This window comes from Vibrio sp. 10N.222.55.C6, assembly GCF_041473395.1.
GTDB classification, from domain to species: domain Bacteria; phylum Pseudomonadota; class Gammaproteobacteria; order Enterobacterales; family Vibrionaceae; genus Vibrio; species Vibrio crassostreae_C.
Window position 1 is genome coordinate 1 of sequence record NZ_JBFRSD010000030.1, and the last position, 22434, is coordinate 22434.

Here is a 22434-nt window from a genome sequence, read left to right on the forward strand (position 1 = left end):
TTTTACTTTAATTGGTATTATATGGCGGTTCGTATCATTGGTGTTGAGTTTGGCTACACCAATTACGCAAACTACAAAAATAGTGCAGAATAGCTTTCGATAACATTAGCTGCAATATTCCAGAGTTTTGTCTATTTTAGCACTGCGATTGGCCATCTTCGATAACATCAAGATTTGGCCTGTACCAAAGCAAAAGGGTAACCAGCACTCTTTCTTTTGCGCTTACCGAACTCGTTGTCCAAATTTGAACTCGATGTGAGAGCCAGAGCGAATAATGAGAAAGCACTCGTCAATGGAGTGAACGTCACTGTTGAGTGCAAAGGCGGTAAGAGAAGAGCCACCATTTTAGTTGATAAGTGACATACAACATGTAACTGGCTTAGAACACGTTAAAGCTCTCTTTCATTACACTAGTAAGCACTCTAGCAGGGATTTTGTTTTGGTTCTTGTAACGGGACTGTTGCAAAAATACTGTACGGACCCTTTTTTTTAATCATCGTGGGCAACGCTTGGAACTCATATTTCTGTCATGGGTGCAGACAAAATAGGAAACAAGAACTTCCATCCTCATTGTTTGAGAAAGCATACTCTACTGTGACTATATACCTTAATGAAAAACGATTGGCGAGTTCTAGCATGCGCCAGATAAAGAGATCTATAAGATAGTTGAAGAGCCTATGTTAAATGACAGGAACAAAAGCGGCATTACCATTTTGATAACTCAAGATTAGCTTATCAAGATCCTTACATTGGCCAGTTACTTTTAATGAAATACCTACCCAAGGTAAATAAGCATGAATAAAATTAGCTTTTTAAAAATAAACAATACCATTATCGATGACATTATTGCTCTCTCAGTGGAAGAGTCTCAAAAACAACTCATTGCTAACAACGCAGAGTGGCTTGCAGAAGCCAGTTTTAACGACGATAGTATCAACTATGGTATTTACTTAAACGATAAACCTGCGGGCCTGATCTCTCTGATTGACCCTAGAATACTGGACACACACGATGAACACTTTCAAAAGGAGCATTTATATGTATGGCGCGTCATGATTGACCATCGTTTCCAAGGAAAGGGATTGGGGAGTCAAGCGATTAACTTCAGTAAGAAATACGCTTCCATTATCGGTTTAAAAGGCGTCTCCCTGACCACGATGGATAAAGAAAAAGGCAATGCGCTCTCTATTTATCAAAAACTTGGTTTTATACCAACGGGCAGAAGACTTGATGATGAAATTGAATTAATTTTTGGCTTAAAGGAATGAGTGAATAAACAAGTCAGATGGTGTGTCTGGGACGGCTATTTGGCCGCCTCATTTTATACTTAAACTGTAAATGTATTGAAGAGTTCATTCAAAAACGCTGATCCCTCGTGCACTCTCACCTCTGCCCGGTCACGGCTTAACCAAAAATCAAATTGACTCTTGTTCAATATCCGTAACCTTTAAAGACCTTGAATCGCTTCGATGAGCTTTTTGATTAGAGCAGGGTCTGACTCTATCGCATTGTCATGGTGTAATTACTCTTAATTTTTTTGCTCATATTTTCAGCTATCATGCGCTAATCTAGAAAACGTTAAAGTTCCAGCTCAGTGCTCTAAAGATCGTAAAGCCTCACCTAGCAGGTCTTCTGGCGAAAGGTTAGAATGGGTGTTCATTATACTTTCGATTCTCCTTGTAGGAAAAGAATTACAAGTCTTCCCTCTACCATCAAAGTCCTCTTGTCTTCTGCCGTATGCAATGTACACATTAATGAGAGTACACTCCCTCTCTCTCACTGAGCAGGTAATTTTCCTGAGTTTTTTTTGAAGACCTTCAAACATTCTATCGAGGCTTTGGTCACTATTTGCCTTAGTAAAGTGGCCATAGACTTCAGAGATAGTGCTATTTATTGATAGCTCAAACCTATGTACTTCTTGTTTCATTTGAAATAACTCAAGTATTATTGGGATTTGTATTACACATACTATAACCAAAAACATTGAAAGTTATTGGTTAATCAATTTAGTCAGCTTTGGCTCTCTTTGTTATCAGCTCTTATCGACAAAGCTAATTGCTTGCAGTTACAAAATATATCATTGGAACTCGCCTTGAGTCGCGACGACGAGTAAAACTTCAGGTCTATGAAGCCTCTGGACATTTCCGAGTTACGTTCAGATTGGCGACTAAGTCGTTCGGACAAAATTTACTACTCCGAATCATACAATGTATCGGAAATTGGTAGACCAAACGCAATGCCCTACTAAAACATCAAATGATGTTTTAGTAGGGCTATCAGATTATATTACTATAGGTAAACGGCCCTTTAAGGTTACTAGAAAGCCCCTATTTCAATGCCACCACTGTCGTTTTCAGAAACCACAACATTCATCATGTGTAATGGGTTGGCATTCTCTGATGAACCTTGAGCTTCCCCAAGTGTAACTGACTTAGTTAGAACATCCGAAATACTACCTGTCGATATTTGAACAGTTGCAATTCGACCTTCTGCACGAGCGTAGTTATTCACACCGATACTATATACCCCGAGTTCGAGGCTGTCTCTGTCACAAGTGGCGAAGTAATGCTCTGGCCCATAGCCGCTGGTGTTATCAACATCTAACTCACCAACGTTACCTACCCTATTTTGGTAGTACACCTGCATCCCATTGGGTTCAAACGTATGCAAATCAACATCACCTAGACCATTCCAACTGAGTGTTGCTGTGAACGACCCTGTAGAAGCGATTGCTTCAGGAGTTTGTAATGACGCCAGCTCCGATTGGAGATCGTTTCTTATCATTCCAGCTGGTTGTAAAGAAGTATTTAAATAGGTTTGTATGAGAGTGTGACCAGATGGATCAACCTCTAAATGGCTGACTGGTATCGAGACATTTGTATCGGGCACTGTCCCTACAGCTCTTAAACCATTTATCACCAAATCGAGATCGGCTAGTGTATAAGGTCCATTCAGTTGTGGTGAAGCTGGTGCAATGTGGACTACCCCAAGATTAGATTCATCTAGGTTATCCAATTCCAATGCTGCGTTGTAGGCATTATTAGCAAAAAGATTACCTTGGGAGTGGGCGATAAACAGCATTTTTGCGCCCTGTGTGCCTAACGTCTGAATCCTCGTGTTATGACGAGCGTAATCGCTTGCTGTTGGCGGTGAAGAAAACAAATGACTAACAAGTGCAACTGTTTGGGATGATGCCCAGTCGTAAAGCTCAGTAAGTAGCCCCAACACCAAGTCACTAGGGGCGCTGACAATATTGTAGACTTTATCTAAGAAACCATCAGCTCCACCACCAGTAATTGCTGACCAAAAGATATCAAATCTACCGCCGAGATCGGGGTCTATTTCTTCCGCTCGCTGAATAAATACTTCTGCTATATCTTGAAACGCTGATGCACTAACCGATGAACCAGTTACGTTATAAAAAGTCTCGTATGCTACAGGCTCTGAATTGTACTCATTTCCAATTTGCTTTTGGAATTCAAATGTCGCTAATTTCGCTTCATTTTTTGTATTCCACACTCCATTAAAAAAGCCAACGACATACCCTGGTACTTCACAAACTGTTGCAGAACTTACATTGAAAGAGATTGACGCAGCTAAAGCGGTTATAATAATTTTTTTCATACATCATTCCACGCAATCGATATTAGATGGTAGGCGCGTCACAGTGCCATCAAGAGCTTCATTGAACGCTGAATATGCCGCTGCGCGCTCACGAGTGTTTGCTGTGTAATGTTCTATCGCTTTTAGAATTTGATGTGCATCGGCAGGGTTATCAAAAGCTAAACTCAAGCAACCGATAGCTACAGTAGACTCTTCATCAACTTGGAGGACTGCATCGATATCAGAATGATCAACAAGGACAGCTTCTTGGATAGTTCTGGCAATACTCTTAACTTGTGTCTTTTGACTTGCTGATAAGTTAGCCGCTTCAATATATGCCAATATATCGTCTCGAATGGCTTCGTTATTGGTGACTGAACCTGTAAGCGAATCACTAGTGTCTAAGTCTGGGTACGTTCCTGACGAAACTAACTGACTTAAAGCATCTGTAGGTGAATTGATTGGTGTTGCTGCATTTACATCATCGGCACTATCAGAGTCACCACCACATGCCGTTAGCAACATGATGGCACATATTGGTAAAGCTTCCCTTATTTTCAACTTCATTGTCTACTCCTTGATCATAAATGTTAAGTTACTAAAATATAAGAGATTAACGCCAAGTGCAACGAGTCCCATACCACCCTTGAGCCGACCAAGTTGCCGCTATAGAGACTGGCGTTACATTAATATACCTAGGTCCGTTACACTTATATCAATACAGTAGATGTGGTTTGCATAAGGAAAAGTAAGCCAAATCACAGGTTTCTGAAATGAGTAATCAATCGGTCGTAACTTCTAATGGGGCATTTTCGAGTTTCATGGCACACCTTTGGACAGAAGCTTTTTCTAATTTAGTAAATGATGCATTATCTCCGGTATGGAGGAGCCATCAGAAGAGCACGACCTTAGAGGTTAAGTTCATTGTCACTTATGAGAAGTGAAAAAGCCCACTAGCAGGGCTTTTGTTGCAAGTTGCCACATATGATGCAACGCGCTACAATTGACCTCAACAAACAAATGACCAAGGTAATACATATGGCTACTACAAGCGTTAGACTTGATGAGAGCCTAGTAGATAGAGCTGCAACCATTGGAACAGCTTTAAATCGAACGACCCCCAAGCAAATTGAGCATTGGGCGAAAATAGGCAAGATCATGGAGGATAACCCTGACTTAACCTACGAGTTCGTACTGCAGGCAATCATCGCTAAAGCCGAATTAGAGCACGGGAATACGACCTCTTATGAATTTAGCGAAAGTAACAAAGATTGAGCAAACTACGACATTTGCCAAGACAGTAAAAAAGCTACACAAAAACCAAAAACAAGATCTAGATAAAGCAGTGAAAGAGGTTATAGAAAACCCTTTTATTGGCGTGATGAAGAAAGGCGATTTGTCTTTTCTTAGGGTGCACAAGTTTAAGATAAACAAGCAGCTCACCTTGCTTGGGTACAACTACGATGAATACGGGACGTTAGTCCTGACCTTAATGGCGTTGGGCAGTCATGAAAACTTTTATCGAGATGCATCCAGAACATTTAGATAACCAAAGCCTCGCCAAGCGCGAGGCTTTTTTATACCCCTCAAACACCTACAAACTGATTGAAAAAGAACTTAAGGTAGCTAACGCTGAAAGAAAGGTGGAATCTACCCCCGTGAAACATCACGGGGATTAACAGTATGAGAAGAGTGGATAAGTTTTAATATGGTAAAAACCCATGAACAGGGTGTGAATGAGTAAAAGGTCTAGCCAATAATGGGGCACTTTCGAGTTAGAAAGTGCCACAGATAAAGATTCAACCTATGAAAGTTCTGGCCAAAAGTAAGTTAATGCAATGAAACTCCCTAAACCTCAATAGATTAGAACAAGTATTTTAATATCTTAAACACTTGCTCACCGCTACCCCGGCTGCTCAGGGAAAACCTTTACATTAGTTGGTATTTGGTACCAATCTAGTTTTTCACTAACCCAAACATGTGCTTGAGGTTCGAAAATATCAGCTGCCGACATATCAGTTGGTTTTAACTTTAATTTAACCGTTTGCGGTGCATCTGGATTGAAATGGTAAATTCTGTTTCCACAATTTGGACAGAACATCGCGCAATTACGATTGCCACTATCAGCTAAACGTTCCCAAGTTTTCAGTTGACCAGAAAACTCTATTTTCTCGGCATCGACAACTGCTGTAATGCTAAATGGGCTGGTAGACAGTTTTTGGCACTCTGTACAGTGACAAGCAAAGACCATTAGTGGTTTTTCATACAAGTCATAGGTCACTTGCCCGCACTGACATGCTCCTATAAGTGGATATTCCATTTATCACTCCTCCTCACAACATGAGTGGCAGCTAACTCCGAATTAAGTAACGAGTAACACTACCGTCTAACCTAAGTCATTACATCGTAAATCAACTTGAATTAAAAATCCGAGAAGTGTGTCCCTTCCCCTAATTGTACGAGGAGTTTACCAAGGCCATAACACCTAACAGTATAAAAATACTACCAGACCACCTTGAGAAAAAATCAACCCAGTTACTTCTTGCTTGAAACTTTTTCTGTAGATGACTCGCCATCAAAACACTTAACAGATCAGCACTACTAAACAATAAATTCGTAACAACTCCCAAAATAAGCAGTTGGAGCCAAACAGCAACACTTCCTGCTTCATTCACAAACTGTGGGAGAAAAGCAAGATAGAAAATTGCGGCTTTAGGGTTCAGAATATCTACAATGACACTATCAATAAACGTTCTTTTAGGAGAGGTAAGATTGCTTTCACAAGAAGTAATACGTAATTTTTTTGATAGATAGATACGTTGGAAACCCAACCAAACAAGATAGAGAGCTCCTAGCTTTTGAATGGCAGAATAGAGAGAAGGATTAGCTAAAAGCACAGAAGACAAACCTAATACAGCTAAAATTACATGAAAATAACCTCCTATATGAAGGCCAAAAGCTGCCATAATTCCTACTTTCTTCCCTCCTGACACAGCTTGAGCAATACTGTAAAGCATTGCAGGACCGGGCATAAACGCATATAGCAACGTAACAAATAAGTAAGTAAACAGTTCTGTAATTGAAATCATTGTCCACCCTCCAAGCTATATTTAAAGCCAGAAAATGTTGAGGCTAACTCACTTACTACATTACGCGCCTCCTTCAAATTGTAATTACCTTGTAGAACGCCTGCGATTACCTCAGCTAAAACAACTATTTGACTTTGTGTAACCCCTAATCGAGTAATTTCTGTTGCACCAAAACGTATCCCAGATAACAACTCTCTATCTTCAGGAAGTGGGACTGCATTAGCAAAAACCCCAACATCAGCTAGACGGTAGCATGCTAAACGCGCACCTTCTTCTCGAGTCCATTTCACAACAACTTGATGAGTTTCAGTAAAGCCTTCATCAGAACAGAGCACCTCCAACCCGTGCGCCTGTAAATTACTAGCAAGTTGCCTAGCATTAAGTATCCCTTGAGCCATATATTCAAGGCCATATTCCTTTAATTCTAAGCATGAGACCGTCAGGGCAGCAATTCGATTAAGTTGATGTGAACCAGTTAGCTTTGGGAATATAGTCGTGCTAATCGGAGAAGAAAACTTTTCCGAATTCCAACAAATTACTCCTCCCTGAGGACCACTAAACGTCTTTCCTGTCGATGCAGTGTAGATATCAGCTCCCAAAGACAGAGGGTTTGGATAAACTCCACCAGCAATCAACCCTGCTTGATGTGAGCCATCAAAAAGTAACATCCCTCCCCAACGAGAAATAATGTCTTTTATCTCTTTTACAGGAAAGGGAAAAAGGTTGAGACCTGCCCCTAAACTCACTAATTTCGGGTGTCTAAACTTAGCCATGTATTCAAAGGCGTTTAAGTCAATTTCGAGGGTATTCGGATCCACAGGAAGATCTGAAATGGAATAGTTCAAGATCCCCGGGGGGCCTAAACTATGGTTACTTGAGTTACCACCATAAAATGTATTGAGGGTGGACATATCTGATACGTTGAAATGGTTTTTGAGAACTGCATAGACAACCGTATTAGCATGAAGCCCTCCTAAAAGCCTAGGGTCTGCATGATTGCATTCAAATAATTCCTTAAGTAATACTATGCAAAGTGCTTCTATTTCATCAGCTTGATCAAGCCCCGTAAAAAAGCGGTTATTTCGCCCAATAGAACCGCCTGAGGCTCTAGACCCCAAGTCACAACTTAGTAGTCCCCGAGCTTGTAAACTCATAGGGCCTTCTGCTGCCACAAGGTTTATTCCTGTCTTCACTCTCACAGTCTCGTGTCGCTCTATTAAAGCTCTTAATTTTTGATAGAGCTCTTTAGAAGTCGAACACCCAAGTAAGGCAGAAGCATCATTCAGAATATTCATGTCATGCATTTGTTTGCTGATAATCACTTTCTAACCTCCCTTCTCACGTATAACTGTTACGTGTGTTAGACAGATCCTTACCACAGAGCAGTAAGCTCGAATGTCTTGTGATATCTATGTTTGAGCCATCAATAAAGTCGCCCAAGTGTCGAAATGGATAAATTTCCGTATCCGTTGCCGTTACTCTAAAATTAATGCCAAACCGGTCATTATAAGATGTATTAGGAAGAGAACCATGCATGGTTCTTTCCGTGAAAATAACAAATTCCCCTTTTTTCATAGGGATCGTCACTATATCTTCTTGGCTCTCGTCTACACCCAATGTTTTTTTTTGCAGGTAATTTTGCAAGTTCAGCTCGAACATAGGCTTTAACATCCTCGAATGATTTCCCACTAATTTGATAATTTTCAAAAAGCCCACTGGTATCAACGTCCAATACTAGTGTGTAATTGTTCGCCCTTTCGACAACATCTTCGATTGTTTTACAGTCAATAAATGGATCATGCCAAAACTCAGATTCTGTCATTGGAACCATGGTTTTAGGATATTGTTTTTTATGTGAACCACGAATGAAACGCAACGGAGCGCAATCAAGCTCAACATCAGTAAGGGCGACCCAAACAGTTAAATTCCACCAACGATCCCGCCTTTCATGTTTAGGCCTTAAACTAGGCTTATTATTGCCAATTTCTTCACCATCGAAATCTCCCCACTCTTGGTGCCAACCTGTACCGTTTTCTCCAGATTTCTTGTGAAAAATTTTTGAGCGCCAAAGAGCTAAATCGTCTCCAATCAGAGACTGTAGCTTTGGGATCAAAGCTGAATCTGTGAGCAACTCTTTAATTTTCGTCGATACTAAATGCCAATCCCTGACAGAATAACGACCATACAGGGGATGCGGCTCTGGGCTTTGAGCTATCTCCCTAACTTCCGTTAAAACATCTTGAATTAATTCGACATTTGCGAACCTCGGTAATGGTCCTAAATAACCATCTCGGCGAAAAGACCTTATTTGCTCTCTCGTCAATCCTTTACTCTTGTCCATTGATTAGCTGCCTACCCTATGATGTTAAACAAAGAGCGTCGAACCTATCAGTCTTTATCGAATGGCCTAAAATTAATAATTAATAATTAATAATTAATAATTAATAATTAATAATTAATATTTAGAGAAAAGCGTTAGTTCTCGCGTACACTTATTCACAGAACTCCAAGTGTGACTCCCCAAAACACAAACTTTACCAAAAAACCTAATCTTAAAATTTGATGTACTTATGTTATTCCGACAGATATTTTAATCACCATTCCCAAAAATCCACTTCATATCTAAACCGTTCAACCTCCTTCTCGGTCAGTTCCGGTATTACTTTGATAGGTCTTCCTCTGCGTTTAGGGGGAGATTTCGTCGGCTTAGGTTTGGAGGCTCTCACTTTTCGAGTTTTAGGGTTATTCACAAGCTGGCCTGATAATATTCCACTAATAACTTCCCCTATCGCCTCAGCAGATTGCGATACTTGCACATCATCCACGTGAGCATAACGAAGCGTGGATGAAATACGCGTGTGACCCAACAGTTTCGACACCATCGGAATAGGGAACCCCTCTAACACCGCATAACTGGCAAAGGTATGACGCAAATCGTGAATGCGAACATCCTCGATATGGGCTAAGGCTCGCACCTGTTGCCAGACCATACTAACCTTGGTCGACCGACTCACAAAACGACGCAAAGGCATAAACACATCATCGTGTGATTCGCTACGCTGTGTCCATGCTTGCTTTGGTATGTCTGAAAGGAGTTTCTGCGCTTCCTTGCCCACATACACCACCTTCGCACCCGTTTTGCTGTCCGGCAAGTGCCACTCCCTGCCTTTAACAAAAGACCATTGTAGGCCTGTTACCTCTGAAATTCGACACCCCGTTAACAGCACCAGTTTTAGCACCTGACAACAGCACGCTTCCAGATTACCTTGCTGGCTGACCACAGTTAATGCCTTATCCAATCGCGCTAACTCATCCAAACTCAAAAACGATTGAGCTTTTTTTTTGCGACTTTGCTTGAGACCCTCACAAGGGTTTTCCATGCAATAACCTTGCTTCACCGCATATTTGAAGATAGAACGAAGCACATCAAGATTACGGTTGGCAGCCCCTGCGTAATTCTGGCTGAGTTCATCAAACCAACGATGCACATGAAACGAATCAATACGGCTGACAGGAAAACGTCCAAACTCGGGCAACAAATGCCTTCTTAAGGCGCTCGACGCTGTCCCTTGTGTACTCAGTTTCCATCCCTTGCAGACCTTATCCGTCCATTCTTCTTTCACCAAAGCATCAAAGCGAATTAACCGTATCGGTTTCGTCTCTTTTTCTAAAAAAGAAGACTGTAAAGCTTGCACGTGTTGTCTGGCTTGTTTTAGGGTGAATTGTCCCACGGCCGCTAACGTCTTATTGGGAATGGGTAGATAAGTCACATAGAAACGGCGATCATCGGCATAGACTCTAACCCCTAACGCGGGAATTTTGGTATCCCACACCGTATACGTTCGAGTTTTTGAATGAAGAGATTGAATCACTTTAGAAGTGAATAACAGTGACTTCATGAGCGCATCCCCTTAACGAGTACACCCGACACATGAGAGGCCGCCTGACACACGTCCTCACGTCCCAAATGCGCATACTTTAGCGTCGTTTCCGCTTCAGCATGCCCCAAAAGACGACTCAGCACGATCACGTTCACCTTCGACTGAATGGCAATACTGGCGTAGGGTGTGGTCAAAAATTGAAAATACAGGGGCATTTTTGGAACACTTTCCAATTAGTCTTTGTTTTCACTAAGAGGCTAAATTATCGATGAAAAACGCCCCTATTGGAAGGGGTTGGGGTGTAGATTTGACCACACTGTTTTTACATTAACGCCAAGTTACTCTTATACAGGGGCACTTTCACCCCAAAAATACAGGCTAGAAATGAAAAAATTCTAGAACGCACCATCGCATCAAACCAATCAAATATCCTTTTATATACTGGAGGCATTTCGTGAACAGTATCTAATCCTGATTTTCATTATAAACCCTTAACGAATATAAATTAAATGTAAATAATTAGCTCTTAGCCTTTGTGTTAACTTATAAAATAATAAGTAACTATCTACTTACTCTGGCAATAAGTAACAAAACAATAAGGGAATTCTTCATGGAAAGACAAATAAAACTATTTTCACTGAAGAGAAAAGGAGCAGCAGTCCCTAAAGTAAACATAATTAGTATCAAATCAACTTTCTCATGAAGACGAAGCTTCTGGGTTTAAAGATACTTAATTTCAATTAATTTTGGTCGTTAAAATTATGGTTTTTCTTATAAAAAAGAGTGCGTTGCTATGAAAAATGAAAAGTCAGTGAAAACAATTCAAAAAAAATCGAAGTTTAGAGACTATTTACGCTATCTGCGGATTAAATTTAAAAGGTATAATTTTAAAAGTGGAAAAAATAAAAATGCATCTCTCGATGTGAGACACCTTTCTGACCATTTAAAAAAAGACATTGGTATATATGATAAAGACCACTAACATCATTAATATCTCTTCGTACTCTTGTCTTACTCGTTGTGTCACAAAGTTTAGTTGCACTACATGCGCACTGATTTTTAGAGGCAATTAGGCTGCTGTCTGCAAAATGTCTCCCAAAAAGATAATCCTTCAGGATTATATGAGCTGTCCATTTTAATTATCGACCATAGTTCCACTCCTACAAGGGTGGAACTAGCTTCCTCATCAGGTTTCCATTCCGGGCACTGATACATCTTACCTTGCCAGTGACTTTGCTCAACGATTAGACAATGGTCAATATTGTGTAGAGACAGATAGAAAAGGAGTACTTCTTTGATTTCATCATCAATGCTACAGGAATACAACGTTCACTCGATAGAAGCAATCCGGTACTTGATAGCCTGCTAAGTCAGAAACTGGTGATATTCAAATGGGCTTGTATGCTCTTGGGCGGATAACTTGTGGTGATTTTTACATAGTCAATAACATAGATATGATTAATAACCAAATCTCCACTTTATTGTCATCCTTCAAGCTAAAAAAAGGGGAAACCAAAACATGTATCTAGCCTCATTCATAGCTTTGGTTGGCTCGCTCTTATTTACATATTTCGAGATACCACTAGGTGTAATGTTCGGTGCCCTGATTGCTCTTTTGTTAACGGTAAAAACAGGGTTTACTCTAGCTCTTCCCAAAAGCACATTGACCGGAGTACAGTTAATCCTTGGTGCCACAGTGGGCTCAATCGTCCCTATGCAGACTCTTTCCAAGGGTTATCCGATATTACTTTTTGTGGGACTCGTCCTTTGTATGTCCGCACAAGTTCTCACCTCGTATCTCTGGCTTTCTAAGCGAGAGAAATGGTCAAAATATGAAAGCCTACTTGGGGCGGTCCCGGGAGCGATGGCCTCGGTTCTTGTCATTAATGAAAATCACAATTCACCTTCTAGTAAAGTGATTTTCACTCACACAGTTCGACTCATTTTCTTAATCATAGCTTCCGCTCTTCTTGTCTCAGCGGACAATTCACCAGTTCCTGGGCCGGCTATTTCCTTAGACAACCTTTGGATACTTCTCCCACTTTTCCTCGCCTACTTTTCAGGTTTGCTTCTCGATAAAATTGGTACTCCAGCACCGTATATGGTGACTGGGATGTTAGCAACTATGTTTGTGAACTCTGAGTTACCGTCATACAACTTTCTTGTCCCGACAGAGCTTGTTTTTATTGCAACATCCGCTCTAGGGGCATTAATTGGGATTCGTCTAAAAGATATAACCGTTGTAGATATCTTCTCTTATGCGCGAGCTGGGATTATTGCTACAACGTTAAGTCTTACAGTCACAGTTGTTTTTGCATATATATTCAGCAAGCTAATTGATAAGGAGTTCATCGCACTCTTGATGTCGTGGGTTCCGGGCAGTGTGGAGTCTATGACTGTCGCTGCCATTTATCTTGGACTAGAGCCTGCATTAATAATGCTTAGTCATATCATTCGCATGATAATGCTTCATTCTATCCCTCTCGGCTTCAATATTTATAAGTATTTACCGAGACAATTATGAAATGGGACATTGGTGTTGGCTTGGTTTCATTAAAAAACCTCAGTTAAGACTGGTTTTTTGCTTTTTCCATTCCTAATAAGCTCTTTTCACTTAAATGCATTTAATTTACCTATTGAAAGAAATTCAACTGGAACTTCCGTTCTTCAACGGTATCCAGTCTGTACTTTGTAGTATTGAAGAGCGGAGTTACGCTGCTTCTATCTAAAAACATCAGAAACAATAAAGCTTGAGAAGTACAATATCCTCTCATCATTTTTTGCTTTGAACACATTATTCATCATCGGTAAATCTATCTAATTTCTATTTAGACCGTCAACCTCCTTCGGTAATCACACCACTCCCAAAAAGTGAACACTAAGGCGATCTTTTCCCAGAGCACACCCAGAGCACAGTCCCAATGCATGGCGGCATAACACGTCTCTGGACAATTCCGTGTTATATGTATTGTTAAATTAGCATTTAACGGATTACTTTAGGTACAGCAAAACCCCTAATAGTGGTCAAATTCACTTAGCCACTACAGAACAAAAAATATATTGATACAGTGCATTTACTAGGGGAGCATTCAACAACCTCTGCTCTAACGATGAAGAGGTGGACACTTCACTGCAAAGTTTTCGCATACTCGCGCATAACTCTGGCATTGTCCGCGTACTCTTCATTACCACATGGTTCACCGTTGTTGCTGCTCAGAGGGCTTGAATAAGCAGGGACAACCTTTTCAGAATAACTCATGACTGTCCCGTAGTTAGAACAATGAAAAGCTCCAGAATAAGGTTTTACTTTACTTCTATTTGCAGCAAAGACCTGTTCCATGATCCAAAAGTCTCCACTTTCAGAGTTAGGCCGTTCATGCATTGCCCACCCTAAATGTCCTAGCTCATGTTCTAGCACGGTAATCGGGAAGTCCTCCGCAAGCAGTACAAAGCTGTCGTTCAAGTTAACCATTGTCATCCCATTAATCTCCTCTTCGATGACCAATGGATGATTATCACTTAAAACCAAAACATACTGCTCTTTTGGAGCGTCTAAAAACGAGTTTACCTTCGAAGAACTGATTGCTTGTTTTAGGTCTGAATGCACAGAGGAGATAGACATACTGTCATGAGATATTGATACAGAATGGCTATCCTTGAACACACGAGTTATAGGGATGCATGAGTTAGACAGTATCGTATTAGACATCTTTACCGCTTCTTGCAATCTGCCTTTTAACTCTTCCTTGTTACCAATCTGATTATCAATATAAAAGGTGACATTGGAATTAACGCTTCTTTCTTCTTCGCACTCCGGGAAAGTAAAATTTGGTTTCGTATTTCTTTGGCTGTGCATAATTATAATTACGATCACAATAGAAGCGAGAGTTAAATTTCTTTTAGTCTTTTTCATGAATCCCTCGGTCGCTATTGAGCGTTAAGTCATTAAATGTTTTAAAAAGAATAAACCCGATACTAACAATAGGAAATAATTACCACCACTAATTATTTATCGGTCACTACGGTGATATAGGCGACCTTAATGATTAAATTATGTAATTAGCTTTTTTTGCTTCTTGCATGGCCAATGCAATTTTATTAGCCCCTGATTCAGCTATGTCTTTTAATTCCTTAGTGGTCTTTAATATTAGCTCGGACTTATCCATTATGTTCCCTCTATCTTTGAATTTTCGAAAGAAGCGTTAAATAAAGTAAAACGATCTAAGGAGAATAAACTAAAAATATCAACTATATTAATAATTAATTAATAATTTATTAATAATTTATTAATATCAAATCTTTACATACAGTAGCATTGCAGGCTATGGAAATTATCAGGCCTATACTAAGTATGAATAGTTATAATGACCCTTGAGATAAAATACGCTGGCATAATGAAGAACACTTCTCCATTGATGACGAAGTTGAATTTCATTTGGTTTCTTGGGGGAGTCCAAAAAACATTATTGAGTTTGGGGTATATCACGGGGCGAGTCTCGTTTTACTCGATAAGATTTACACCCCTGACTCCATCATAGGCATAGACGAACGCCAAGAGCATCCAGCCTTAAGTCAATACCGAAAGGGGTCTTCAGCACACTCTGTAATAGAGCCTTATTGTGGCGGTGTTTTTCAAGGTAGTTGTCATCATTTGCTTACTTATTAAGCAGCTTCTCTTTCTGGATTTAGGTGAACGTCACCAACAGGCGCACAGTTCCTGATATCACCAGACCACCGCTCAGGCTTTCGCTGTTTTGCAGCGAGCAATACCTCTACACGACGCTTCAAGATCTCTTTATCTTTTCCATTGTGACGCTCTGAAGGCGTGACGTAATTTAGCTGACTGTGCTTGTGCTCGGTGTTGTACCAGCGTACGAAGGCTTCAACCCAACTTTGGCTACTATCGATTGTTTCAAAGCCCTTCGTTGGCCAGCTTGGCATGTACTTTACCGTGCGGAACAATGACTCAACATACGGGTTATCATCACTGACTCTTGGGCGACTATACGATGAAGTAATACCTAACTCTTCCATTTTGGCTTTGAACGTCAACGACTTCATCGGCGCACCATTATCGGAGTGAAGAACCAGAGCTTGATTGAAGCACTGCTCTCGCATCAACGTTCGTTGCAGAAGTTGTGACGCCAGCTCACCGCATTCATGCTCATACACTTCATAACCAACAATTTTTCGACTGTAGATGTCCTCAATGACATACAGGTAATAATGTTGGCCTCGAACTTTTGAAGGTAAGTAAGTGATATCCCACGTATAGACTTGGTTCGAGTCCGTCGCTGTGTAACTGGTTGGCTTCGCTTGCTTCTGTCTGCTCCGCTGACGACCTCGTTTGTGAAGTTGCCCCTGCGTACTCAACACTCGGTAGTAGCTCGACTCAGAGGCGATATACTCACCTCTATCAAGCAGTGTCGGGACGATTTGAGTTGGAGGCAAGCTTGCAAACTCAGAGCGGTTACACACCTCGATTATCGCATCACGCTCTTCCTGCGACAGCTTGTTAGCAGGCTCAGGTCTGAGGCATATTGGCCTTTTGTCAGCTTGAACTTCACCTTGCTGATACCAGCGACGATACGTTCTCAAGTCGATTTGAACTTCATGGCAAGCTGGCTCTAAACGACACCCGCATTGCTTCGCTTCAAGGATAAGAGTCACTATGGTCTGCCTTTCATCGGTTGAGGTTAGTCGTCCTCTGGCTCTTCCCCGTAAAAGGCTCTCAGCTTTTTTCTTAGTACCAAGAGAGCGGCCGTTTCAGCGAGTGCTTTTTCTTTGAGTCGTAAATCTTTCTTCAACTCTTTGATTTCAAGTTTGTCAGCTTTAGCCTGCTTCTTTGCTTCAGCTTCCTGCTCTTTACTCGACTTAAACCCTTGCATACATTCGCTGCGCCAGCTTTGGATTTGCTCTGGAAAAAGACCTTTTTCACGACAATATTGGCTGAGTTCACTTTCTGTCATTGAGTAGGTTTCAGCGACAATGGCAAGTTTAGTTTGAGCTGACCACTGCTCTGATGAAGTGTTGCTATTTGGCACGGCGGCTCCTGAACGTCTGAGTTGCTGGCGCCAATTATACAGGGTCGCAGTGCTAATTCCTTCCTCTTCCGACACTTCTTTCACTGACATCGAATAGGGAGGTAATAGCTTCTTCAATATAGCTTCTTTTCTTTCTACTGAGATACGAGACACAATTACTCTTTATCGCCCAAACTGGTTAAATTTTAACAGTGACAACTACCCTGCCAGATAGGGGTGGAGTAAAGCAAGAGCATACAGACAAGGTCATTCAAATATTAGAATCACACTTCCCCACAAAAAATGTAGATCTAATTATTGATGATTACAACCATTTATATGAACCAACAAAATCCGCTTTCTTGACATCATTCCCTTATCTAAAGTCAGGTGGGATATACGTCATAAAAGATTGGGGGTGGGCGCACTGGCCGGGCGAGTTTCAAAATAAAGAGTTACTTCCTGGAACTCCTTTAAGTAAGTTTATTTTCGAATTACTCATGCTTCAAAGCGTCATTCCAAATTTCATAGCTAAAATTGAAACTGATTATAATCACGTTGCTATTACTAAAGGAGAAGAGAGTAGCCCCAATAACCGAAAACTATTTGAACTCATAAAACGCAAGACCTCGATTCACATTGAGAAACAATGATAAGTTCCTACACTATATTAGCTCTAGCTATGACTTTAAGTTCATTAGACAAATGGATTTCACGAGTCTTTCTTAAGAAAAATCCTTTATGTAATGAATATTTAATAGCCTATCAAATTACATGCAGTTTACTGGCTGCTCTGTTTGTTATCTTCGAAATCGAACAAATCCCTACAAAATTCGACAATACAAGTGAACTTTGGGAGCTGTTGCTTTTAAGTATATTCAGTGTTTTCTCATGGCTTGGGTTTGCGTACTCAACCTTTAGGGCTCGTGCTTCAATTGAATTAGGCTCTGTCTCGATAATCTCTAAAACAAAGATCATTTGGAGTGCTCTGTTCGGGGTTAGCTTTTTAAATGAGACACTGACTTTCCTTCAAATGACTGGCGTTATACTGATACTTGTCGCTTCACTGCTCATCAGCACAAGTAACAACATGAATCTTCTTTTTTCAAACAATCTACACGCGTGGCTCGCGCCAATCTTTCTCACTCTAGCCATTGGTTTTGATAAAGTACTTACGTTGTACTTACCTACTAGCGTTATCCTTTTTATCGGTTTTTCTGGAACCGCTTTTTTGACGCCTCTACTATTTAAAGTTCATTATAGGTTAATCAAAAAAGTTCTATTTAACGCCGTAATAACAGCCACTTGCGGAACAGCAAGCTACTATTTTCTCTTAAAAGTGCTTAACACTAGCGCTTTTAGTTTAGTCATGGTTTTATTCCAAGGAGCCTTCATCCTCGATATTCTTTTTGGTTACTTCTTTTTAAAAGAGCGCACGAACCTTAAAACGAAAATAGTCTCTTGTTTACTCGCTACCCTTGGTATTTTGACTTTGGCTTCATAACGTACACTTATTTACAGAACTCCAAGTGTGACTCCCCAAAACACAAACTTCACCAAAAAACCTAATCTTAAAATTTGATGATTTTAAAACATCCCCGAGCGATACATGTTAGTCAATTAACCATTGTTGTTACAGCGTTTATAGCATATAAATCTCGCTGTAGAAAAAGGCCTAATTGAGAGGGGCTTTCTACTACAAACCTAATCGATTAATAGAGTTTTGTTAGAAAGCCTACTTAATGTTAGGCGTGGCTAACTATTGTTGCACTCTGCTCTCATTTTACACTCCCCCGTCAACCTCCCTTGGGAATCACATTAAATAATCTAAATTGATGCGTGAGCAGAAATTAAGCTAGCGCAGAATCCCTATCGTGATACTGATTTAACTCATTTGGTGTTAGGATAATAAAATGAAAAAGACCACGCCAACCCCACATGATGCCCTCTTTAAGCAGTTTCTCACTCATCCAGAAACCGCTAAGGACTTATTGGATATTCACCTGCCTGCTGAGCTGCGTGAAATCTGTGATTTGACGACCCTAAAACTCGAATCAGGCAGCTTTATTGAAGAAAGTTTACGGCCTTACTATTCGGATGTCCTTTATTCTCTTACAACGTCTCAGGGGGAAGGTTACGTCTACGCGTTAATCGAGCACCAGAGTCGACCAGATAAACACATGGCATTCAGACTAATGCGTTACGCTATCGCCGCCATGCAGCAACATATTGAAGCTGGCCATGAGCGTTTACCTCTGGTGATCCCGTTGCAGTTTTACCATGGTAAGGTCTCACCCTACCCGTATGAGATGAATTGGTTAAAAGGGTTCGTTAACCCTCTTATAGCTAAAGCGCTCTATACTCAAGATTTTCCATTAGTCGATGTCACGGTCATCTCCGATGATGAGATAATGCAGCATCGCCGCATCGCATTGCTTGAGCTTGTCCAAAAGCACGCAAGGCATCGGGATATCATGGATTTCTTTGAGCCTCTGGTCACATTGCTCTTAACCGATTACACTACAGATAAGCAAGTACAGTCATTGATGAGCTACTTACTCCAAGTGGGTGAAACGAACAACCTAGAGGCGTTAATTACGTCACTAGCCTCATCAGTACCGAAACACGAGGACACACTTATGACTATTGCAGAACAATTGCGCCAACAAGGCGAGCAACGTGGCCGCCAAGAAGGACGCCAAGAAGGACGCCAAGAAGGACGCCAAGAAGCCCTCAAGGAGATGGCGCGCAAGATGATGCTTAATGGTCTAGATCAGGAAGCCATTATGGATGTCACAGGATTGAATAAAGACGAACTAGCACAACTTTCTCATTAGCCGAGAAAGTATAAAGCCTTGCTAGTTTAAGGGCGAGGCTCCTGCTTTACGAAGACAACCCTCACGAATAGCGCTATCACTTCGCTTTCTGCTATAAAATTGCTCGATTCCGGACCAACTTGATGTGAGACATGCCTAGCTCTCGTTACGCTCAACTCTCATTCTTTTGACGACACGAACGACCGTTCGTGGTGACACTCCCACAAACTTAGCTGTTTCATTGATGCTCATCTCCTTAAGAACTCGAAGTTTGTAGATTTGTTCGTGCAACTCTAAATCGGGCCTTCTTCCTCGATACTTGCCCATTGTCTTAGCTTTATCTATGCCTTCCTTTTGGCGTCGACGTCGATCTTCGTAATCTTTACGAGAAATCGCCGCGAGCATATCCATCATCATGTTATTGATCGCTTTAATCATCGAATTCGTGAACTCATCGGATATTTCAGGAGCCATGGCGATGTGACTAGTTGGTAAATCCAAGCTAATGACTTTCAATTCCTTCTCGTACAGCATTTCTTTCAATTTAGACCAACTAGATTCATTTAGACGAGAGAGTCGATCAATCTGCTCAATCATGATCAAATCCCCTTTTTTAGCATCACTTAATAATTGCAGTAATTTAGGTCTTTGCAACGAAGCGCCAGATTCTTGCTCAACATACCAAGCAGCAATACGAAGTCCTTTTTGTTCAACAAATTCTGATAAGGTCTTTTTTGCTCTTTCTGCATCTTGTTCGATAGTTGATGCTCTTAAGTATCCAAATATGTACATAATTTTGATTAAGTGACTTTTAGGTTATGATCTAAATAGGTATGTCATTTATATTATGACATTTAATGGTTAGGTGCAATTTTCAACTAGTGACAATAAGGTATACCCAAACAACATACCCTCCTTCTCAAATTTAAAGTTTAATCATTGCTACAAGGAATAATAAAAATATGAAATGAGAAATCAAAGACTCAGCCAAATCCAAAAAGAGATATTAAGTTGTTTGGCAAAGGGATTCGTGAAGGGAGTCAAAGAAGGTAAGTCTACGGTGGTCAACCATGCTATTAACCAACTTCTTAGGAGAGAGGTCCCTCCAAACAACTTCCGCGTATCTTGTGAAATTATTGAGGAGCGAGGGCTAATCAGGCGCAAGAAAGTAAATTTAGATTGGTATATTAACATTACGCCCGAAGTATTTGATAAAGCACTTTAAGGGCTAGGGTGTATAAATAGAGGTGCATATAGAGTCATTTACACCACAATTTCCGCCTCCGCTGAAATATGAAGAAGCGCATCTTGCTGTATTACAATGAAATCAGGGGGCGATTACGAGCCGAGGAATGCATGTCTACCGATTTCCTAACAAGCCGCTTTACCAAAGTAGTCAATAGCCTACGGAGCAAGATATCAAGCACACAATCAGCAAAGAGTTAGGGTTCAGTCGGACAACTGTGTAATCAATTATTAGTAAGCTTAATTACAAGCCTGTGCTTTAGATTTAAGCCAAAATACTAAAATCACCAAGTACACAATCATGTTGATCAGTAATGCTGCCTGTTAAAGTCGTTTCGCAGTATGAAAATTTAATATTCATATCATCCACGTTTCCGCTCACTAACACGTGGCGCCTTAAAACATCACCATTAAGTTGGTGAATAATCCCACCCCAAGAGAGGTTATCTTTAAATAAATTAAATGTGATCTTCATACTATTCCTATTTATTATTTATCGTTTTTTTCTTTTGTTGTTGAAACCAAAAAAGTTTACGGCCTGTTGTTCGAGACATGGTTGATCCTTATTTATTTTCGTTAGATATAACGAAGCTAGCAGTCTTTTAGAGATACTACTATTGAGATATATTAATAATTTTATTTATAAAAACGAAGTAAATAAGAAACGTAACGACAAATACAAAAAGTATTGGGATAATATTGGATATTTTCGTGGGGAGTTATAAATAAGTACTCTAAGATGGGGGGAAGTGACGCAAGCGGTATCTCCGCTCGCGCCTACTTTAAATCTTATGCAGCTACAACGTTTGCAGCTTGAAGACCTTTTTGGCCTTGCTCTACTTCGAAAGACACTTGTTGGCCTTCTTTAAGAGTCTTGAAACCTTCAGATGCGATAGCACGGAAGTGAACGAATACGTCAGCACCGCCGTTGTCTTGAGTTAGAAAACCAAAACCTTTCTCTTCGTTAAACCATTTTACTACGCCATTTGTTTTGTTAGACATATTGTGTCCCTTATATAAGATAAAAATTAATCGCAAAATGCGATGCGCTGAGAGCTGGAATTATTTAATGTATCTATGAAGCTAAGGGAAACACTGAGGAAAACAACAATAACGAGGAATTCTGAGGGTTTTACTTTTACAACTTGATGTTTCATTTAATAACTCTGAACAACAGAGCGATAACATTATTATCCATTATCTCGTTTTTGTAAAGGTTTAATTTGAAGTTAACATATATCTTCCTGCTGCCCTGCAAAATACGATTTTTTACAAATTCACCTACACTTTTATCCCGAGACCTTATAACAGTCGTCCGACTACACCCTAACTCTTTACTGAGCGCAGTTTATTCATGCCTTGGTTTGCAATCTCTTGAATGAGTTGGTGAGCGTCTTAGAGGTGCCTCCCTTCTGAGCGCGCGCTCTGCCCACATCACTGTTAATATCCAAATCGCCCAAGTAATGAAAGACCAAACCGGCTTTCTTTCTCGCTAGCTGCTCAGCAATTTGCAAAGCATCAATGGTATTACGATCAAAATACGGTCGACTTTAGTAACGTGAATAACATCCCCTTCCCTCGCAAAGTCCAGCAACAGGTTAAGCAGTTCTCTCTCTGGGGATTCCCCCCCCTCGCTTGCTCTTGGTGAATTTTTCATAACCTATAGCTTTAACCTGTTCAAGTTGAACGTCGAGCGTTTGGTCTTGAATACTGACACGGACATAGCCAATTTTCATGAAATGAACCCTAAAGTGAACAGGCTTTGTTGCGTAATTCA

The 22434-nt window shown here is 40.5% G+C and carries 21 protein-coding genes and 1 pseudogene; 8 read left to right on the top strand and 14 right to left on the bottom strand.

The annotated features are described in order from the left end of the window. Nucleotides 1-794 precede the first annotated feature (794 nt). Nucleotides 795-1268, top strand: a complete 474-nt coding sequence (locus tag AB4486_RS16955) for a GNAT family N-acetyltransferase (RefSeq protein ID WP_016800590.1) — start codon at nucleotides 795-797, stop codon at nucleotides 1266-1268. A 1048-nt stretch (nucleotides 1269-2316) separates the two neighbouring features. Here the strand turns inward: AB4486_RS16955 and AB4486_RS16960 are convergent. Next, nucleotides 2317-3624 carry a YfaP family protein gene (locus tag AB4486_RS16960; protein ID WP_229648405.1) on the bottom strand — a complete coding sequence of 436 codons (1308 nt, stop codon included), beginning with the start codon at nucleotides 3622-3624 and terminating at the stop codon, nucleotides 2317-2319. Nucleotides 3625-3627: 3 nt separating this feature from the next. Then, nucleotides 3628-4170 (bottom strand): hypothetical protein, encoded by a 543-nt coding sequence (locus AB4486_RS16965; protein WP_017100441.1) that lies wholly within the window; start codon nucleotides 4168-4170, stop codon nucleotides 3628-3630. A 471-nt stretch (nucleotides 4171-4641) separates the two neighbouring features. Here AB4486_RS16965 and AB4486_RS16970 point away from each other — a divergent pair, with 471 nt between their 5' ends. Then, nucleotides 4642-4878: a TA system antitoxin ParD family protein gene (locus AB4486_RS16970; protein WP_017100443.1), complete on the top strand. Its 237-nt coding sequence runs from the start codon at nucleotides 4642-4644 to the stop codon at nucleotides 4876-4878. Further along, nucleotides 4850-5152, top strand: coding sequence for a type II toxin-antitoxin system RelE/ParE family toxin (locus AB4486_RS16975; RefSeq protein WP_372117851.1), 303 nt, complete (start codon nucleotides 4850-4852; stop codon nucleotides 5150-5152). Before AB4486_RS16970 ends, AB4486_RS16975 begins: the two co-directional genes overlap by 29 nt. Nucleotides 5153-5506: 354 nt before the next feature. Here the strand turns inward: AB4486_RS16975 and AB4486_RS16980 are convergent, their stop codons facing one another. From AB4486_RS16980 to AB4486_RS17005, 6 genes are all read right to left on the bottom strand, one after another. Beyond that, nucleotides 5507-5923, bottom strand: coding sequence for a GFA family protein (locus AB4486_RS16980; RefSeq protein WP_017102639.1), 417 nt, complete (start codon nucleotides 5921-5923; stop codon nucleotides 5507-5509). A 130-nt stretch (nucleotides 5924-6053) separates the two neighbouring features. Continuing rightward, nucleotides 6054-6692 carry a LysE family translocator gene (locus AB4486_RS16985; protein ID WP_017102638.1) on the bottom strand — a complete coding sequence of 213 codons (639 nt, stop codon included), beginning with the start codon at nucleotides 6690-6692 and terminating at the stop codon, nucleotides 6054-6056. Continuing rightward, nucleotides 6689-8014, bottom strand: coding sequence for a hypothetical protein (locus AB4486_RS16990; protein WP_017102637.1), 1326 nt, complete (start codon nucleotides 8012-8014; stop codon nucleotides 6689-6691). The genes AB4486_RS16985 and AB4486_RS16990 overlap by 4 nt, the downstream gene beginning before the upstream one ends. A gap of 16 nt (nucleotides 8015-8030) precedes the next feature. Next, a complete protein-coding gene (locus AB4486_RS16995) occupies nucleotides 8031-8267 on the bottom strand; it encodes a phytanoyl-CoA dioxygenase family protein (protein ID WP_240798339.1) in 237 nt (78 codons plus the stop codon). Next, a complete protein-coding gene (locus AB4486_RS17000; protein WP_371729317.1) occupies nucleotides 8209-9033 on the bottom strand; it encodes a phytanoyl-CoA dioxygenase family protein in 825 nt (274 codons plus the stop codon). Before AB4486_RS17000 ends, AB4486_RS16995 begins: the two co-directional genes overlap by 59 nt. A 253-nt stretch (nucleotides 9034-9286) precedes the next feature. Next, nucleotides 9287-10591 (bottom strand): tyrosine-type recombinase/integrase, encoded by a 1305-nt coding sequence (locus AB4486_RS17005; protein ID WP_372117854.1) that lies wholly within the window; start codon nucleotides 10589-10591, stop codon nucleotides 9287-9289. Between the two features lie 1501 nt (nucleotides 10592-12092). Here AB4486_RS17005 and AB4486_RS17010 point away from each other — a divergent pair. Next, entirely contained in the window at nucleotides 12093-13097 is a 1005-nt protein-coding gene (locus AB4486_RS17010; protein WP_372117856.1) for an AbrB family transcriptional regulator, read from the top strand. A gap of 603 nt (nucleotides 13098-13700) precedes the next feature. Here AB4486_RS17010 and AB4486_RS17015 read toward each other — a convergent pair. Further along, entirely contained in the window at nucleotides 13701-14486 is a 786-nt protein-coding gene (locus AB4486_RS17015) for a hypothetical protein (protein WP_102561499.1), read from the bottom strand. Between the two features lie 749 nt (nucleotides 14487-15235). Further along, nucleotides 15236-16770 (bottom strand): IS3 family transposase gene (locus AB4486_RS17020; protein ID WP_372112959.1). Its coding sequence is split into 2 segments (ribosomal slippage): nucleotides 15236-16317 and nucleotides 16317-16770, totalling 1536 coding nucleotides; the frame shifts between segments, so codons are not numbered across the junction. A gap of 38 nt (nucleotides 16771-16808) precedes the next feature. Between AB4486_RS17020 and AB4486_RS17025 the strand changes: the two genes are divergently transcribed. The 3 genes from AB4486_RS17025 (at nucleotide 16809) to AB4486_RS17035 (ending at nucleotide 19433) form a co-directional block, all read left to right on the top strand. Next, nucleotides 16809-17249 (top strand): hypothetical protein, encoded by a 441-nt coding sequence (locus AB4486_RS17025; RefSeq protein WP_372117859.1) that lies wholly within the window; start codon nucleotides 16809-16811, stop codon nucleotides 17247-17249. Next, nucleotides 17246-18100 (top strand): EamA family transporter, encoded by an 855-nt coding sequence (locus tag AB4486_RS17030; RefSeq protein ID WP_016800581.1) that lies wholly within the window; start codon nucleotides 17246-17248, stop codon nucleotides 18098-18100. Before AB4486_RS17025 ends, AB4486_RS17030 begins: the two co-directional genes overlap by 4 nt. 409 nt (nucleotides 18101-18509) lie before the next feature. Then, complete coding sequence (locus tag AB4486_RS17035; protein ID WP_102421439.1) at nucleotides 18510-19433, top strand: Rpn family recombination-promoting nuclease/putative transposase; 924 nt, start codon at nucleotides 18510-18512, stop codon at nucleotides 19431-19433. Nucleotides 19434-19568: 135 nt separating this feature from the next. On the opposite strand, the gene AB4486_RS17040 is transcribed toward AB4486_RS17035, so the two are convergent. Beyond that, nucleotides 19569-20204, bottom strand: a complete 636-nt coding sequence (locus AB4486_RS17040) for a recombinase family protein (RefSeq protein WP_017103703.1) — start codon at nucleotides 20202-20204, stop codon at nucleotides 19569-19571. Nucleotides 20205-20379: 175 nt separating this feature from the next. Here AB4486_RS17040 and AB4486_RS17045 point away from each other — a divergent pair, with 175 nt between their 5' ends. Continuing rightward, nucleotides 20380-20637, top strand: coding sequence for a hypothetical protein (locus tag AB4486_RS17045; RefSeq protein ID WP_016800084.1), 258 nt, complete (start codon nucleotides 20380-20382; stop codon nucleotides 20635-20637). 285 nt (nucleotides 20638-20922) lie between these two features. Here AB4486_RS17045 and AB4486_RS17050 read toward each other — a convergent pair whose 3' ends face one another. From AB4486_RS17050 to AB4486_RS17060, 3 genes and pseudogenes are all read right to left on the bottom strand, one after another. Next, nucleotides 20923-21132, bottom strand: coding sequence for a hypothetical protein (locus AB4486_RS17050; RefSeq protein ID WP_016800083.1), 210 nt, complete (start codon nucleotides 21130-21132; stop codon nucleotides 20923-20925). A 314-nt stretch (nucleotides 21133-21446) separates the two neighbouring features. Next, nucleotides 21447-21659: a cold-shock protein gene (locus AB4486_RS17055; RefSeq protein ID WP_102258025.1), complete on the bottom strand. Its 213-nt coding sequence runs from the start codon at nucleotides 21657-21659 to the stop codon at nucleotides 21447-21449. Nucleotides 21660-21957: 298 nt separating this feature from the next. After that, nucleotides 21958-22393 (bottom strand): annotated as a pseudogene (locus AB4486_RS17060) (recombinase family protein); the annotation flags it as partial. Between the last annotated feature and the right edge of the window lie 41 nt (nucleotides 22394-22434).

Bases quoted from the DNA above. Each gene is read 5' to 3' on its own strand.
- AB4486_RS16955 (WP_016800590.1), top strand. From the start codon at position 795: ATGAATAAAATTAGCTTTTTAAAAATAAACAATACCATTATCGATGAC.
- AB4486_RS16960 (WP_229648405.1), bottom strand. From the start codon at position 3,624: ATGAAAAAAATTATTATAACCGCTTTAGCTGCGTCAATCTCTTTCAAT.
- AB4486_RS16965 (WP_017100441.1), bottom strand. From the start codon at position 4,170: ATGAAGTTGAAAATAAGGGAAGCTTTACCAATATGTGCCATCATGTTG.
- AB4486_RS16970 (WP_017100443.1), top strand. From the start codon at position 4,642: ATGGCTACTACAAGCGTTAGACTTGATGAGAGCCTAGTAGATAGAGCT.
- AB4486_RS16975 (WP_372117851.1), top strand. From the start codon at position 4,850: ATGAATTTAGCGAAAGTAACAAAGATTGAGCAAACTACGACATTTGCC.
- AB4486_RS16980 (WP_017102639.1), bottom strand. From the start codon at position 5,923: ATGGAATATCCACTTATAGGAGCATGTCAGTGCGGGCAAGTGACCTAT.
- AB4486_RS16985 (WP_017102638.1), bottom strand. From the start codon at position 6,692: ATGATTTCAATTACAGAACTGTTTACTTACTTATTTGTTACGTTGCTA.
- AB4486_RS16995 (WP_240798339.1), bottom strand. From the start codon at position 8,267: ATGAAAAAAGGGGAATTTGTTATTTTCACGGAAAGAACCATGCATGGT.
- AB4486_RS17000 (WP_371729317.1), bottom strand. From the start codon at position 9,033: ATGGACAAGAGTAAAGGATTGACGAGAGAGCAAATAAGGTCTTTTCGC.
- AB4486_RS17005 (WP_372117854.1), bottom strand. From the start codon at position 10,591: ATGAAGTCACTGTTATTCACTTCTAAAGTGATTCAATCTCTTCATTCA.
- AB4486_RS17010 (WP_372117856.1), top strand. From the start codon at position 12,093: ATGTATCTAGCCTCATTCATAGCTTTGGTTGGCTCGCTCTTATTTACA.
- AB4486_RS17015 (WP_102561499.1), bottom strand. From the start codon at position 14,486: ATGAAAAAGACTAAAAGAAATTTAACTCTCGCTTCTATTGTGATCGTA.
- AB4486_RS17030 (WP_016800581.1), top strand. From the start codon at position 17,246: ATGATAAGTTCCTACACTATATTAGCTCTAGCTATGACTTTAAGTTCA.
- AB4486_RS17035 (WP_102421439.1), top strand. From the start codon at position 18,510: ATGAAAAAGACCACGCCAACCCCACATGATGCCCTCTTTAAGCAGTTT.
- AB4486_RS17040 (WP_017103703.1), bottom strand. From the start codon at position 20,204: ATGTACATATTTGGATACTTAAGAGCATCAACTATCGAACAAGATGCA.
- AB4486_RS17045 (WP_016800084.1), top strand. From the start codon at position 20,380: ATGAGAAATCAAAGACTCAGCCAAATCCAAAAAGAGATATTAAGTTGT.
- AB4486_RS17050 (WP_016800083.1), bottom strand. From the start codon at position 21,132: ATGAAGATCACATTTAATTTATTTAAAGATAACCTCTCTTGGGGTGGG.
- AB4486_RS17055 (WP_102258025.1), bottom strand. From the start codon at position 21,659: ATGTCTAACAAAACAAATGGCGTAGTAAAATGGTTTAACGAAGAGAAA.